13 protein-coding genes are annotated in these 14,813 nt (G+C 68.4%); 10 read left to right on the top strand and 3 right to left on the bottom strand.

Annotation, left to right across the window (positions count from 1 at the left end):
- The first annotated feature begins 17 nt into the window (after positions 1-17).
- Both G554_RS14140 and G554_RS0102015 read left to right on the top strand, forming a co-directional pair.
- Positions 18-1,544 carry an MFS transporter gene (locus G554_RS14140; RefSeq protein WP_036924088.1) on the top strand — a complete coding sequence of 509 codons (1,527 nt, stop codon included), beginning with the start codon at positions 18-20 and terminating at the stop codon, positions 1,542-1,544.
- A 215-nt stretch (positions 1,545-1,759) separates the two neighbouring features.
- Positions 1,760-2,872 (top strand): ABC transporter ATP-binding protein, encoded by a 1,113-nt coding sequence (locus G554_RS0102015; RefSeq protein ID WP_027586600.1) that lies wholly within the window; start codon positions 1,760-1,762, stop codon positions 2,870-2,872.
- Between the two features lie 195 nt (positions 2,873-3,067).
- Here the strand turns inward: G554_RS0102015 and G554_RS17510 are convergent, their stop codons facing one another.
- The gene (locus tag G554_RS17510; RefSeq protein ID WP_154654140.1) at positions 3,068-3,262 is read right to left on the bottom strand and encodes a VldE C-terminal domain-containing protein; all 195 of its coding nucleotides are present in this window, start codon (positions 3,260-3,262) and stop codon (positions 3,068-3,070) included.
- A 10-nt stretch (positions 3,263-3,272) separates the two neighbouring features.
- Between G554_RS17510 and G554_RS17505 the strand changes: the two genes are divergently transcribed.
- The 3 genes from G554_RS17505 to G554_RS0102000 all read left to right on the top strand — a co-directional run bounded on the left by G554_RS17505 (position 3,273) and on the right by G554_RS0102000 (position 6,968).
- Entirely contained in the window at positions 3,273-3,713 is a 441-nt protein-coding gene (locus G554_RS17505; RefSeq protein ID WP_154654139.1) for a hypothetical protein, read from the top strand.
- A gap of 567 nt (positions 3,714-4,280) precedes the next feature.
- A complete protein-coding gene (locus G554_RS0102005) occupies positions 4,281-5,510 on the top strand; it encodes a trans-sulfuration enzyme family protein (RefSeq protein ID WP_245569914.1) in 1,230 nt (409 codons plus the stop codon).
- Between the two features lie 57 nt (positions 5,511-5,567).
- Positions 5,568-6,968 (top strand): DUF4032 domain-containing protein, encoded by a 1,401-nt coding sequence (locus tag G554_RS0102000; RefSeq protein WP_027586597.1) that lies wholly within the window; start codon positions 5,568-5,570, stop codon positions 6,966-6,968.
- On the opposite strand, the gene G554_RS14130 is transcribed toward G554_RS0102000, so the two are convergent.
- The gene (locus G554_RS14130; RefSeq protein ID WP_071162130.1) at positions 6,969-7,262 is read right to left on the bottom strand and encodes a hypothetical protein; all 294 of its coding nucleotides are present in this window, start codon (positions 7,260-7,262) and stop codon (positions 6,969-6,971) included.
- Between the two features lie 38 nt (positions 7,263-7,300).
- Here G554_RS14130 and cysS point away from each other — a divergent pair, with 38 nt between their 5' ends.
- The 4 genes from cysS (at position 7,301) to G554_RS0101970 (ending at position 11,905) form a co-directional block, all read left to right on the top strand.
- Positions 7,301-8,794, top strand: a complete 1,494-nt coding sequence (gene cysS, locus G554_RS0101985) for a cysteine--tRNA ligase (RefSeq protein WP_036924086.1) — start codon at positions 7,301-7,303, stop codon at positions 8,792-8,794.
- Between the two features lie 122 nt (positions 8,795-8,916).
- On the top strand, positions 8,917-9,900 hold the full coding sequence (gene rlmB / locus G554_RS0101980) for a 23S rRNA (guanosine(2251)-2'-O)-methyltransferase RlmB (protein WP_027586595.1): 984 nt from the start codon (positions 8,917-8,919) through the stop codon (positions 9,898-9,900).
- 1 nt (position 9,901) lies between these two features.
- Positions 9,902-10,669, top strand: a complete 768-nt coding sequence (locus G554_RS0101975) for a class I SAM-dependent methyltransferase (protein WP_027586594.1) — start codon at positions 9,902-9,904, stop codon at positions 10,667-10,669.
- A gap of 24 nt (positions 10,670-10,693) precedes the next feature.
- The gene (locus G554_RS0101970; RefSeq protein WP_027586593.1) at positions 10,694-11,905 is read left to right on the top strand and encodes an MFS transporter; all 1,212 of its coding nucleotides are present in this window, start codon (positions 10,694-10,696) and stop codon (positions 11,903-11,905) included.
- 46 nt (positions 11,906-11,951) lie between these two features.
- On the opposite strand, the gene G554_RS0101965 is transcribed toward G554_RS0101970, so the two are convergent.
- Complete coding sequence (locus G554_RS0101965; protein WP_211220393.1) at positions 11,952-12,980, bottom strand: hydroxyacid dehydrogenase; 1,029 nt, start codon at positions 12,978-12,980, stop codon at positions 11,952-11,954.
- A 101-nt stretch (positions 12,981-13,081) separates the two neighbouring features.
- On the opposite strand from G554_RS0101965, the gene G554_RS0101960 reads away from it, so the two are divergent.
- Positions 13,082-14,548, top strand: a complete 1,467-nt coding sequence (locus tag G554_RS0101960) for a glycine hydroxymethyltransferase (protein ID WP_027586591.1) — start codon at positions 13,082-13,084, stop codon at positions 14,546-14,548.
- Positions 14,549-14,813: the final 265 nt, after the last annotated feature.

Raw genomic sequence — 14,813 nt, 5'->3', positions numbered from 1 at the left:
GACGAAACAGGTACTGCATGACTGACATCCAGGCGGCCGACGGCCAGAAGAAGCCGTGGCCCTCGCTGTGGGCGATGCTCATCGGCTTCTTCATGATCCTCATCGACATGACCATCGTGTCGGTCGCCAACCCGTCGATCCAGCGCGGACTGTCCACCTCCACCACGGGTGTGCTGTGGGTGACCAGCGCCTACCTGCTCACCTGCGCGGTGCCCCTGCTGGTCACCGGACGGCTCGGCGACCGATTCGGACCCCGAAAGGTCTTCCTGATCGGCCTGACCGTCTTCACCCTGGCCTCCTTGTGGTGCGGGCTGTCCGAGGACCTTCCCGGCAGTGCGATCGCCAACCTGATCACCGCCCGGGCGGTCCAGGGACTGGGAGCGGGGATCATGTCCCCCCAGCCGATGGCGGTGCTCACCCGCACATTCGCCAAGAACTCCCGCGGCACCGCGATGGCCCTGTGGGGTGCCACCGCCGGCGTCGGGACCCTCATCGGTCCGATCCTCGGCGGTGTCCTGGTCGACTCCCTCGGGTGGCAGTGGATCTTCTTCATCAACGTGCCGATCGGCATTCTCGCGTTCGTCCTGGTCAACCGACTGGTGCCCGATCTGGAACTCCACGCCCACAAGTTCGACTGGTTGGGGGTCGGGCTGTCCGGCGCGGCGATGTTCCTGCTGGTGTTCAGCCTCCAGGAGGGCAATACCTACAGCTGGAACTCCTGGGTGTGGTCGGGCATCGTCGCCGGAGTGGTCATCATGGCGCTGTTCATCTGGTGGCAGGCGGTCAACCGCAACGAACCACTGCTCCCCCTCGGACTGTTCCGCGACCGCAACTTCTCGCTGGCCAATGTCGCCATCGCCACCGTCGGCTTCTCCGTCACCTCCCTGTTCGTGCCACTCATCTACTACTTCCAGCTGGTCCACGAGATGACCCCGACCGAGTCCGCGCTGATGAGTGCCCCCTCCTCGATCCTGGGCCTGGTGCTCGCAGCGCCCGCGGGGCGTCTCACCGACCGGGTCCATCCCGCCCTGCTGGCCGGGCCCGGGGTGCTGCTGATGTCGGCCGGGATGTGGCTGTACTCCCTGATGATCTCGCCCACCATCGGCTGGCCATGGCTGCTGCTGCCCTCCGCCGTGATGGGGATCGGCAGCGCCTTCGTCTGGGGGACCATCTCGGCCACCGCCACCCGCAATCTGCCCCTTCACCAGGCCGGCGCGGGATCGGGCGTCTTCAACGCCACCCGTCAGCTCGGGGCGGTGGTCGGATCGGCCGGGGTCGCAGCTCTGATGGCCAACCGGATCACCACCCAGCTGTCGGCAGCCACCGGCGGCCAGGCCGGTTCGGGTGGACAGGGCGGTTCGAGTGGACAGGGCGGTTCGGGGGCCGCCGGCGCCGCACAACTGCCGAGCTTCCTGCATGCACCGTTCAGCACCGCGATGGCTCAGACCGTCGCCCTGCCGGCTGCGGTGATCCTGCTCGGCGCGGTCTGCGCACTGTGCTTCCAGAAGCCCGCCTTCATGACGCCGCAGACCTCGGAGAAGTAGCCGCGCTGCGCCCGCCCCCACAGCGGATACCGATAGCGGCCGCCACCGTTGGCGACATGATGCATGCACTGCACCTCAACGTCGTACAGAACGGCTATGCTCAGGCTCAGGTCGAAGCGGTACTCCACCGAGCCGACCGGGGCGGTCATCAGGCCGCCGTCTTCCACTAAGGATCGTCGGGCACGTACCTGCCCGTGGAAAGGAACAGCCGAACTATGGCAACTGTTCAGTACAAGGAGGCGACCCGTGTCTACCCGGGCACGGATCGCGCGGCCGTCAGCAAGCTCAACCTCGATATCGGCGACGGCGAGTTCATGGTTCTCGTCGGACCCTCTGGTTGTGGCAAGTCCACCTCGCTGAGAATGCTGGCCGGCCTGGAAGAGGTCAACGCGGGAAGCATCTGGATCGGGGATCGGGACGTCACCGACCTGCCCCCCAAGGACCGTGACATCGCCATGGTCTTCCAGAACTACGCGCTGTACCCCCACATGACCGTTGCGGACAACATGGGTTTCGCGCTGAAGATGCAGAACGTGCCGAAGGCCGAGCGTCAACAGCGGGTGCTCGAGGCAGCCAAGCTGCTCGGTCTGGAGGATTTCCTCAACCGCAAGCCGAAGGCCCTCTCGGGTGGCCAGCGGCAGCGCGTTGCGATGGGCCGCGCCATCGTGCGTAATCCTCAGGTGTTCCTGATGGACGAGCCGCTGTCCAACCTGGACGCCAAGCTGCGAGTCCAGACCCGTACCCAGATCGCCGCCCTCCAGCAGCGGCTGGGCGTCACCACCGTCTACGTGACCCACGACCAGGTCGAGGCCATGACGATGGGCGACCGGGTTGCTGTGATGCGTGACGGGCTGCTGCAGCAGGTCGACACGCCGATCACGCTGTACGACGCTCCTGCCAACCTCTTCGTCGCCGGGTTCATCGGCTCCCCCGCCATGAACCTCATCGACGGCGATCGGGTCGACGGCGGTGTCAAGGTGGGCGACTACGTCGTCCCGGTGGCCCGCGAGGTGCTCGACAAGGCCCCCAACGAGACGAAGTTCACCCTGGGCATCCGCCCGGAGAACTTCTCTCTGGCCGACGCCGGTATCCCGCTGGATGTCGCGGTGGTCGAGGAGCTCGGCTCGGACGCCTATCTCTACGGCGCGCTCACCGGCTCCGGTCTGGCTGCCAGCATCGAGGACGGCGAGGCTCACCAGATCGTGGCTCGGATCTCGTCGCGGAATCCTCCGCAGCACGGGGCCCAGATCCGCCTGGGTGTCGATCCCACCACGGTGCACGTGTTCAGCAAGGAGTCCGGCGAGCGGATCTCCGAGCCGGTTCACTGATCGGAGAACCGGCCGGGCTCGACCCGGCCAGTCCGCACAACGCCCCCGAACCCACCACAGGTGGGTTCGGGGGCGTTGACGCGCATCCGGTCGATCGGCGGGCCCGGATCACCTCACCGACACGTGGACATGGTCGAAGTGGTTGGCGGTCGCCGAGCCACGGTCCGGCATCCCCCGCCAACCCTCCGAGGAGCGCTAGGTGCTCCAGATCTTCTGGGCCCAGATGACGTAGCTGACGCCCAGACTCGAGGAGTTGGCGCGCACATAGGCGGCGATCTCATCACCCAGGCGGCCGGTGACCATGATGTCGACGGCACGCCCGCTGACGTGGTCATGCGCCCCTGCGGTGATGAAGCTGACCTGCGGGTATCGCGCCTTGACCGCCTTCATCACGGCGACAGTGTGGGCGGACAGCCCCGAGGTCTTCCCGACGTCGACCTTGGAGGCCGAACTGCTGGCAGGTGTGCGCTGGTTGCTGCCCGCCTTCTTCGTCGAGGCCGCCGATTTCTTCGAAGCTGTGGCCTTCTTCGAGGCTGCAGACTTCTTCGAGGCTGCAGACTTCCCGGTGGTCGCCGACGTCTTGGATACCGTCGCCTTCTTCGCGGCCTTCTCCGTGGCCTTCTTCGCCGAGCCGGGGGTGGTGCTGCTGGAGGCGGTGGATCCGCCGGCCGCCGCGCGGCCAGATGTCTCCGCAAGGCGGCCACCGTTGCCAGCGGCCCGGCTGGCCGAGGCGGTGCCACTGGGATCGGCCAGCGGGGTGCGCGAACTCTGCTCCCGACTGACCCCGGTGCTGTTGCGCGCGCTCGATGCAGTCGTGGGCGTGGCGACAGCAGACCTCTGACCGGCAGTCGGGGAGGTCGTGGTCACCAGGGCGACGTCGGCCTGATCGGAGTCGGCGGATCGTCCGGCAGTCATGCCGGTCACCACGCTGCCGCCGATCACCGCCAGTGCCGCCACGGCGCTGATCCCGGCGACCGCCCGGCGCCTGACCAGCGCAGTGGCAGCGGGCCGGGCTCGTCGTGGCTGGCAGAGATCGCCCGGATCGACGGGATCGACCCTCGAATCCGCGTCATCGCCCTCCTGCTGGGCACGCCTGGGGCCGGTACGGGTCGTGTGGAACATGATTCACCATCCGTGGACAACGGTCTGAGGAACTCTGGAGGGAGCTCTCGGACACAGTAACTGATCCTGAAGGAAAGCGAAAGAAATCCTGAGAACCTCTTCTAAAACCCTCCTGTGCCCAGGTACCCTCGTCCGGATCGCCCCCGACGGCTCGGAGGCCTCACCGCGTGGGCGGCGTCCCACCGGCCGCACGCCGCCCGTCCGAGCCGGGCAGGACTGGACCGACTCCCCCGCGCAGACGTCTAGAGTCACAGCCAGCACCAACCGAACATCCCAGGAGAGTCGCATGAGCTCGCAGGACCACCACTTGGCCACTCCACTGTCGGGGACACCCGCCCGGGAGGGGCTGTCGGAGCTGATGCGAGGCCTCACCACCGGGATCGCCGCCCCCGACCAGCACAGCTCGGTGGTCCCACCGCTGTACCTGTCGACGAACTACGCCTTCTCCGGACTGGACGGACGCCCCGCCTTCGACTACTCGCGGGGCCACAATCCCAGCCGCGATCTGCTGGCCGAGGCGCTGGCCACCCTCGAGCACGGCGCCGGGGCGACAGTGACCTCCTCGGGGATGTCGGCCATCACCTTGCTGGTGGAGACCACGGTCCCGGTCGGCGGCCACGTCATCGCCCCCCACGACTGCTACGGCGGCACCTGGCGGCTGTTGGACACCTGGTCGCAGACCGGACGGCTCACCGTCGACTGGGTCGACGAGACCGATCTCAACGCCCTCGAGCATGCTCTGACACGCTTCGACGAGGCCCCGGTGCACACCGATCTGGTCATCGTGGAGACGCCGTCCAACCCCTTGCTCCGCATCACCGACATCGCCGAGGCCTCCCGGCTGGGCCATCGCGCCGGTGCGGTGGTGGCGGTAGACAACACCTTCTGCTCCCCGATCCTGCAGCACCCGCTGCAGCTGGGGGCCGATTATGTGGTGGCCTCCGACACCAAATTCCTCAACGGACACTCCGATGTGGTGGGCGGCTCGGTGGTCTCGGCCACCGCCGAGCGGGCCGAGCGGATCGGCTACATCGCCAATGTGATCGGCGTGACCGCCTCCCCCTTCGACGCCTGGCTGACGCTACGTGGTCTGCGCACCCTCGACGCCCGGATCCGGGTTCACGCCGACAACACACGTCGGGTGGTGGAGACCCTCACCGGCCACCGCGCCGTCTCGGCGGTGTACTGGCCGGGGCTCGCCGACCATCCCGGCCACGACCTGGCCGCCCGCCAGCAGGAGGGTCCCGGTTCCCTGCTCAGCTTCGAGTTGAATGGCGGGATCGACGCCGTACGCCGATTCCTCGATGGCTTGCAGGGGTTCACTCTGGCGGAATCCCTGGGTGGCGTCGAGTCGTTGGTCTGCCATCCCTTCTCGATGACCCACGCCGCGATGAGCGAGAAGGCCAAGGCGGACGCCGGCGTCACCGAGTCCATGATCCGGATGAGTGTCGGCATCGAGCCGGCAGAGGATCTGGTGAGCTGCCTCACCGAGGGCCTCGACCGAGCGGCCTCCTGAGTCGCTCATCGTGCGCGGAACCTCCGGTGACCCCCGGGAGGATGGCAGACTTGGCCCGTGACGCGATTCCTGTCGGCAAAACCGGACGCCCGGCTGCTCCCCCTGCCGTGGGGCACCCCGCTGGCACAGTGGCCGACTGATCGCCTGGTGGCTCTGCCGCGCGGCATCTCGCGCCACGTGGTGCGGTTCATCAAGGTGGGCAATGACGTCTACGCCGCCAAGGAGGTCATCGAGCACCTGGCGATCCACGAGTACCGGCTGCTCAGTGATCTCAAGCGACTGGGCACCCCCTCGGTGGAGGCGATCGGCGTCGTGACGGGAAGGGTCGATGCCGAGGGGGAACCGCTGGACCCGATTCTCATCACCCGCCACCTGCAGTTCTCGCTGCCCTACCGGTCGCTGTTCCACACCGGCGTGCGCCAGGAGACGGTGATGAGGCTGCTGGACGCCCTGGTCGTGCTGCTGGTGCGGCTGCACCTGGTGGGCTTCCTGTGGGGAGACGTCTCGCTGTCCAATGTGCTCTTCCTCAGAGACGCCGACGCCTTCGCCGCCTATCTGGTCGACGCCGAGACCGGGGAACTGCACGACCAGCTCACCGACGGCCAGCGGGCCCACGACCTCCAGATCGCCCGCACCAATATGTTCGGCGAGTTCCTCGACCTGGAGGAGGGCGACATGCTCGACTCCTCGCTGGACCCGCTCAATCTGGTCAACACCATCGAGACCCGCTACTGGGAGTTGTGGGACGAGCTCACCGGGGCCGAGGAGTATGCCGGCTCCGACATCTCCCAGGTGGAGTCGAGGGTCCGCCGGCTCAACGCCCTGGGCTTCGACGTCGCCGAGCTGGACATCGAGACCTCCCCCGACGGTTCGACCCTGCGCATCCAGCCAAAGGTCGTCGACGCCGGCCACCACCAGCGCCGGCTGATGCGGTTGACCGGCCTGGACGTGGAGGAGAACCAGGCGCGGCGGCTGCTCAATGATCTGGACACCTTCCGGGCCCGCAAGGGCCTCCAGCATGTCGACGAGTCGGTGGTCGCCCATATGTGGCTCACCGAGTGCTTCAAGCCGGTGGTCGCCCAGATCCCTCCGGAGCTGAACCGCAAACGGGAGTTGGCGCAGTTCTTCCACGAGGTGCTGGACTACCGCTGGTACCAGTCCCAGCGGGAGCACCGCGAGGTCTCCCACATCGAGGCCGCCAAGGGCTACGTCCGAGATGTCCTGGCGAAACTGCCCGATGAGGCGATGAGCATCGAGTCGGTGGTCCCGGTGGCCGGGGAGAATGTCTCCGACCAGGCGGTCCACAAGATGGTCAATCCCTACGACCCCTCGCTGGGCTATGTCGAGGACGAGGAGGAGGAGCCCCCCTTCGACCCCTGGGAGGCCGAGGAGGAGGACGCCACCCCCGGCCCGGAGATGCTGGACATGGCCGCCCTGAGGGCCCGGTCCAAGAAGTAGTCAGGCGCCGTCTGCGGGGTCGTCGGGGTCCGAATCGTCGGGGCCCTCGTCCTCCGATGCAGCATCCGCCACCCCCGGCACGACCACCGGCGGCACTGAGGTGACGGTGAATCCCTGCCATCCGGCCGACACCGACAGGCTCGCCGGTCCAGCAGCCTCCGGCCGGTCGTCGTCCTCCTCGGCCCCGGCTGGTCGTGCTCCCGGCGTCACCGGGCGGATCGGCTCGCCCATCGCCGCCGCCAGTGCTGCGGCGATCGGGTTGGATGAGGTCTTGTGCTTGCGGATCTCGGCCATGTCCCCATGGTAGGAGAGGCGCCGGTAACCTGTTCCCCGTGACCTTTCAGCTCTACAACACCGCCTCGCGTCAGATTGAGACCTTCACCCCGCTGATTCCCGGCCAGGTGTCGATCTACCACTGCGGGATGACGGTGCAGGGTTCCCCGCATCTGGGCCACATCCGCAAGGAGGTCGTCTTCGACGTCCTGCGACGCTGGCTGGAGTACTGCGGCTACCAGGTCACGGTGGTCGCCAATGTCACCGACATCGACGACAAGATCCTCGCCAAGTCCGCTGCCCAGGGGGTCCCGTGGTGGGCACTGGCCTACCACTTCGAGACCGAGCTGCACGAGGCCTACCACGCCCTGGGGTGCCGCCCGCCGACCTACGAGCCGCGCGCCACCGGCCACATCCCCGAGATGATCGAGCTCATTCAGATCCTCATCGACGCCGGTCACGCCTACCCTGCCGACGACGGCTCGGGGGATGTCTACTTCGATGTGAAGTCCTGGCCGCGGTATGGCGAGTTGTCGGGGATGAAGGTCGACGAGATGGCCCCGGCCGAGGACTCCGATCCACGCGGGAAGCACGATCCGCGCGATTTCGCGCTGTGGAAGGGCCACAAGGACACCGAACCGCTGACCGCCTCGTGGGCGACGCCGTGGGGCCGGGGCCGGCCGGGCTGGCACCTGGAGTGCTCGGCGATGGCCGGCAAGTATTTGGGCGATGCCTTCGACATCCACGGTGGTGGCATCGACCTGCGCTTCCCCCACCATGAGAACGAACTGGCCCAGTCGGCGGCGGCGGGTCGGCCCTTCGCCCACTACTGGATGCACAACGCCTGGGTGACGATGGCCGGGGAGAAGATGAGCAAGTCCCTGGGCAACACCGCACGGGTCACCGAGGTGACCCGTGAGCACGACCCGAGGGCGGTCCGCTACTTCCTGCTGGCACCGCACTACCGCTCGATGATCGAGTTCTCCCCGGCCGGCGAGCAGACCCAGGGGTCTCTCGAGGAGGCCGAGAAGGCCATCGAGCGGATCGACGGGTTCCTGCGCCGGGCCGAGGAGTTGCTCGGCGGGGCCCCGACCCCCGCGGCCGCATCGGCAGGGGCCGGACGGGCGGAGGCCGTGGCGACCGCCGAGGGCGTCATCCCGATTCCCGAGGAACTGCGGTTCGCTGCCGCGATGGACGACGACCTGGGCACCCCAGGTGCGGTCGCGGCCCTGTTCGAGGCGATCGGATCGGGCAACAAGGCGATCGCCGCCGGCGACCCCGCACAGACCGCCCTGGTGCTGGCCGGCGTCCGGCGGATGCTGGCGGTGCTGGGGCTGGATCCCGACAGCCCGGAGTGGGACGACCACACCTCGGCGACCGACTCCGACAGGCTGGAACCTGTCGTCGACGGGTTGGTCCAGGCGATGCTCACCCAGCGCGCCGAGGCGCGCGCCCGCAAGGACTGGACGACTGCCGATGGCATCCGCGACACTCTTGCGGGTCTCGGACTGACCGTCGAGGACACCCCGGCCGGCGCCCGCTGGTCGCTGTGAGCCCCGGCACCCACTGACCCACCACCTCCGCAGCACCGAGAGACCCCGGCGCTGCGGCACCGCCCAGACACGGTGCACCCACCCAAGAAGAGATACTGGGCACCACGACTCGAGGAGAGACCATGGCTGGCAACCAGCAGCGGCGCGGCGCCGGCGCCAAGAAGGCCGGTAAGTTCGCCGGAAAGGGCAGTGCGGCAGGCTCCGGCGGCCACGGCAAACGGGGCCTGAGAGGCCGCGGACCCACCCCGAGGGCCGAGGACCGGCCCTATCACAAGGCCTACAAGGACAAGCAGCGCGCCGCTCAGGGGGGTCGCCCCGCGAGTCGCCAGGGCGGGTCCGGGCAGGGGTCCCGAGCCGGAGCCAAGCCCGCAGGGCCCGAATGGGTGGTCGGGCGCAATCCGGTCCTGGAGGCCCTGCACGCCGGCCTGCCGGTGACCACCGCCTACGTCGCCGAGGGGGCCGAGCACGACTCGCGGCTGCGCGAGATCCTGTCCTACGCCGCCGATCACAATGTCCCGATGCTCCAGACCACCCGTGGCGAGCTGGACCGGATGACCGGCGGAGCGGTCCACCAGGGAGTGGCTGTCCGGCTTCCCGAGTACGACTACGCCGGTGTCCAGGATCTCATCGCGGCCGGAGCCGAGGATCCGCACGGCGGGCTGGTGGTCGCCCTGGACAAGGTCACCGATCCTCGCAATCTGGGCGCCATCATCCGTTCGGCGGCCGCCTTCGGAGCCCAGGGGGTGCTGATCCCCTCGCGGCGCTCGGCGTCGATGACCGCGGCGGCCTGGAAGTCCTCGGCCGGTGCGGCGGCCCGGATCCCGGTGGCGATGGCCTCCAACCTCAACCAGGCGCTCACCACCCTCGGCAAGGCCGGCTACACGATCGTGGGGCTGGCCGGGGAGGCCGATTCCGAGATCGCCGAGATCCCCGGTCTGGACTCCCCGCTGGTGATCGTCGTCGGCTCCGAGGGGGAGGGGCTGGCCCGTCTCACCCGTGAACGATGCGACCAGGTGGCGGCCATCCCGATCACCGGCGTGGAATCCCTCAATGCCTCGGTGGCCGCCTCCATCGCGCTCTACGAAGTGGCCCGGGCCCGTTCCTGAGATGTCAGGAGGGCGCCGCGCGGCTCGTGCGGGCTCCTTCGGGGCCGCCGCGGCGGATTACCAGCGTTACCGGCCCGAGTACCCGCTGGAGGCGGCCGCCCTGCTCATCGGGGACCTCGGACCCGACTCCCGGGTGCTCGACCTGGGAGCGGGGACCGGCAAGCTCACCGACCAGCTGCTGAGACTCGGGCTCCAGGTGTCGGCGGTCGACCCGTCGCCCGAGATGCTCGCCGAGCTCAGCTCGCGGCACCCGGAGGTGGAGTGCCTGGTCGGCACCGCCGAGGCCATCCCGCTGTCGGAGGGTTCGGTGGATGCGGCCGTCGTCGGGCAGGCCTGGCACTGGATGGACGCCGCCACCGCCGGGAGCGAACTGCGACGGGTGATCGCCGGGGCCGGCACGCTGGGCCTGGCCTGGAACATCGACCACACCGAGTCCGGATGGCTCAGCCTCATCGACCAGGTCTGCGACCTGCCGCGCGGCTCTGAACTCGGTCGGTCGGCCGACCGGGTCCCGGCCCATCCCGGGCCGGACTGGCTGCCGTTCAGCCATCACGAGGTGGACTGGACCATGACTCTCTCCAAGGAGGACTTCCTGCGCCTGTGGCAGACCCACTCCCAGTGGCTCACCGCCGGCGAGCAGGACCGGACCAGGTGGATGGCCCGATGGCGGGAGATCCTGTCCACCGACCCGCAGGTGGCAACCTTGAGCACGGTGGAGATCCCGATGACCACCGAGTGCTGGGTCACACGGCTGAGGGATCATCGCTGAGGGCAGGCGTCCGAGAGGTTGAGAATGAACCGTGCGGCACAGCGGGGGGAACGAGGGCTCAGCCGGGGGCTGCTGATGCTGATGGCCGTCACCGCCGGCCTGACGGTGGGCGGCAACTACCTCAACCAGCCGCTCATCGATGAGATCTCCGGCTACTTCCATGTCAGCATCTCGGCGGCGGCCTCCAGCGTCACGGTGGCCCAGTTCGGCTACGGACTCGGGTTGCTCCTGCTGGTGCCGCTGGGCGACATGGTGGACCGCCGCAAGCTCGCGGTGATCCTGGTGCTGCTGGCCGCTGCCGGTCAGCTGGTGGCGGCGGCCTCCGTCAACTTCCCGATGCTGCTGATCGGCACCGGCACCGCGGCGGTCTTCTCGGTGGCCGCGCAGGTCCTGGTGCCCTTCGCCTCCGACCTGGCCGCCCCCGGCAAGGGGGGTTCGGCGGTCGGCACCATGATGACCGGCCTGTTGATCGGCATCCTGGTGGCCCGGGCGGTGTCGGGGATGCTGAGCCTGGTGGGTGGCTGGACGACCGTCTACTGGCTGGTCGGCGGTCTGCTGCTGGTGATCGCTGCGATGCTGTGGCGCCAGCTCCCGACGGTCGCCCCCAGATCGCGGTTCAGCCTCACCGAGCTCCCGGCGTCGATGATCGGCGCATGGCTGCGGTTCCCCAAGGTGCGGACCCGTTCGGTGATGTCCTTCATGCTGTTCGCGGCGATGAGTGCCTGCTTCGCGACGATGACGCCGTTGCTGGCCGGTGCTCCCTTCGGGCTGGGACCGGCGACCATCGGGCTGGTGGGCCTGCTCGGGGTGATCGGTGCCCTGGGTGCGGGCCCCATCGGACGGCTGGCCGATCGCGGCCTGGGCACCCAGGTGGTGGCCCTCGGCATCGGTCTGCTGCTGATCGGCTGGATCTCGATGTGGTTCGGTTCGGCCCATCTGGCGATGTTCTGCCTCGGCTTCATCCTGTTGGACTGCGGTCTGCAGGCCGCCCATGTCACCAATCTGGCGGTCGTGCAGAGCCAGGACACCGCGCTGCGCTCGCGGCTCAACTCGATCTACATGACCTTGTACTTCATCGGCGGAGCGGTGGGATCGGCCGTGGCGGTCGGGCTGTGGGACCGGTTCGGCTGGCACGGCGTGACGCTGGCCGGGATCGGCTTCGTACTGGCGGCGGCCCTGGTGCTGGTCTGGGAGCTGCTGGGCGATCGGCGCCGGCAGCACCGGGAACGGGCCTGAGTTCAGGCCGGCAGGAACCGCTGGGCGTTGATCGGGGAGACGTCGTTCATGCCAGTCTGCCCAGCTCGGCCAGCGGCACGGGTTCACGCGGAGGGCGCCCGGATGCCAGCCGTTCCAGCTCGTCGAGCGCACCGTCGGCCATCCGGTCGATCTCGCTGCCCAGTGAGCCGGCCACGTGCGGGGTGATGATGATCCCCGGACAGCTCAGCAATGGGGAGTCGGGCGGCAGCGGCTCAGGGCTGGTGACGTCCAGAATGGCGCTGAGCCGACCGGTCGAGCACTCCGCCAGCAGGGCGTCGTGGTCGACCAGGGCTCCTCGCGCGGTGTTGATGAAGGTGGCGCCGTCGCGCATCAGGGAGAGCTCCCGGGCCCCGATCATGCCGATCGTCTCGGAAGTCCGGGGAGCGTGCAGGCTGACGACGTCGCTGCGGTCCAGCAGCTCATCGAGACCCACCAGCCGGGCCCCGGCCCGAGCCACCTTTCCGGCGTCGGCGTAGGGATCGGCGACCAGCAGCTCCGGGGACATGGTGCGGGTCAGGAACGGCTGGGTGAGGGCCTCCAGCACCGCACGGCCCACTCTGGAGAAGCCGATGATGCCGATCGTCCGACGCCAGTTGGACAACTCGAGGACGGTCTCCACGCGAGTCCTCGGATCGAGCAGGTCGGCGGCCCCACGGGCCAGCCAGGGCACTCGCTTGCCCGACCACAGCAGCGCCGCCAGAGTGTACTGGGCCACCGGGTCGGCATTCTCGGCGACATTGTTGGTCACCAGCGCACCGCGCTCGACCAGTGCGGGGGTGACCACCTCCTTGACGGTGCCGGCGGTGTGCAGCACCGCGCGGAGCCTCGGCATCAGCGCCTGCACAGCCGCGTTCAGGGGCGGCGTCCCCCACCCGGAGATGAGCACGTCGATCTCCCCGAGGTCGGTGCCGGGCAGTTCGTCGTAGCGCTCCACCACCGCCACCAGCCGTCCGATGCGCTGCAGCCGTTCCAGGTCGAGATGGCGCGTCGCGATGGCGGTGTCCATGCAGACCAGGACATTGGGCCGAAGGCCGGTCTCGTCGTCGGAAGTCACATCGTCTCCTTGTCGCCGCACACCACCATGCCATCTCACCGCTGCCCGCTCGCCACGCCCGGGTACTAGATTGAGCTGCGCCCACACAACAGGAGGATTCCGTGCCCGACTCGACCTATCCAGAGCCAGCGAGCATCAATGAGCAGGCCGCCCCGGCGTACCAGACGCTGCTGGACATCATCGGCTCCGTCGAGCCCCGGATCGCCGAGGCCACCCGCGCAGAACTGCACGACCAGCGACACTCCCTCAAGCTGATCGCCTCCGAGAACTACGCCTCACTGCCGGTGCTGGCCACCATGGGCACCTGGTTCTCCGACAAGTACGCCGAGGGCACCATCGGGCACCGCTTCTACGCCGGCTGCCAGAACGTCGACACCGTTGAGGCGGTCGCCGCCGAGCACGCCTGCGAGCTGTTCGGGGCCGACCACGCCTACGTCCAGCCGCATTCGGGCATCGACGCCAATCTCACCGCCTACTGGTCGATCCTGGCTCATCATGTGGAGATGCCGGCACTGGCCGAGTTCGGTTCCAAGACCGTCAATGACCTGTCCCAGGAGGACTGGGACACCTTGCGCCACCGATTCAACGACCAGCGCTCGATCGGGATGAGCCTGGACGCCGGCGGGCACCTCACCCACGGATTCCGCCCCAACATCTCCGGCAAGATGTTCGACCAGCGGTCCTACGGCACCGATCCGACCACCGGCCTGCTGGACTACGGCAAGATCCGCGAGCTGGCCCTGGAGTTCAAGCCGCTGGTCATCGTGGCCGGCTACTCGGCCTATCCGCGCCGGGTGAACTTCGCGAAGATGCGCGAGATCGCCGACGAGATCGGCGCGGTCCTGATGGTCGACATGGCCCACTTCGCCGGATTGGTGGCCGGCAAGGTGTTCACCGGCGACGAGGACCCGGTCCCCCACGCCCAGGTGGTCACCACCACCACCCACAAGTCATTGCGCGGACCGCGCGGCGGGATGGTGCTGGTCACCAAGGAGTACGCCGACGACGTCGACCGCGGCTGCCCGATGGTGCTCGGCGGACCGCTGGCCCACGTGATGGCCGCCAAGGCCGTCGCCCTGGCCGAGGCTCGTACCCAGGCCTTCCGGGACTACGCCCAGAAGGTCGCTGACAACGCCAAGGCGCTGGCCGAGGGACTGATGAGCCGCGGTGTGAAGCTGGTCACCAATGGCACCGACAACCACATCAACCTGCTCGACGTCACCACCAGCTTCGGGCTGACCGGACGTCAGGCCGAGTCGGCCCTGCTGGACTCCGGCATCGTCACCAACCGCAACTCGATCCCTGCCGATCCCAATGGCGCCTGGTACACCTCGGGCATCCGGATCGGCACCCCGGCGCTGACCTCGCGCGGTTTCGGCGCCGAGGAGTTCGACCGGGTCGCGGCGCTGATCGTCGAGGCCCTCAAGGCCACCACCCCGGTCACCGCCTCCAGCGGCAAGCCCGGCAAGGCCAAGTACGCGATGACCGACGGCGTCGCTGAGCGGGTCCACGCCGAGGCCGATGAGCTGGTGGGCAACTTCCCGCTGTACCCAGGCCTCGAGCTCTGAACCGTCGTCCGGGAAGAGCCAAACGCTCCTTCTGCTACAACCGCTTCGGTTGTGGCTCGACGATCCTCGGTGATTGCGGGCCACAACCGATCTTCATCTGACGAGTCTTGGGAACGACCTGCCTGGATTGGGGTTGCTCAACGCGCACCTGGGGCTCCCGATGTCGCCTGCCCGAGACACGGCCTCAATCACCAGACTCACGTCATCGCAAATGCCAACAATTGCCCGATCGGGCAGGCTTCCTGCCCGATCGGTCAGACTTTCA

Source organism: Acidipropionibacterium thoenii DSM 20276 (assembly GCF_000423445.1).
GTDB classification, from domain to species: Bacteria; Actinomycetota; Actinomycetes; order Propionibacteriales; family Propionibacteriaceae; genus Acidipropionibacterium; species Acidipropionibacterium thoenii.
Note: the sequence above shows the minus strand (reverse complement) of the source record. Positions and strands in the feature narration are given on the sequence as shown.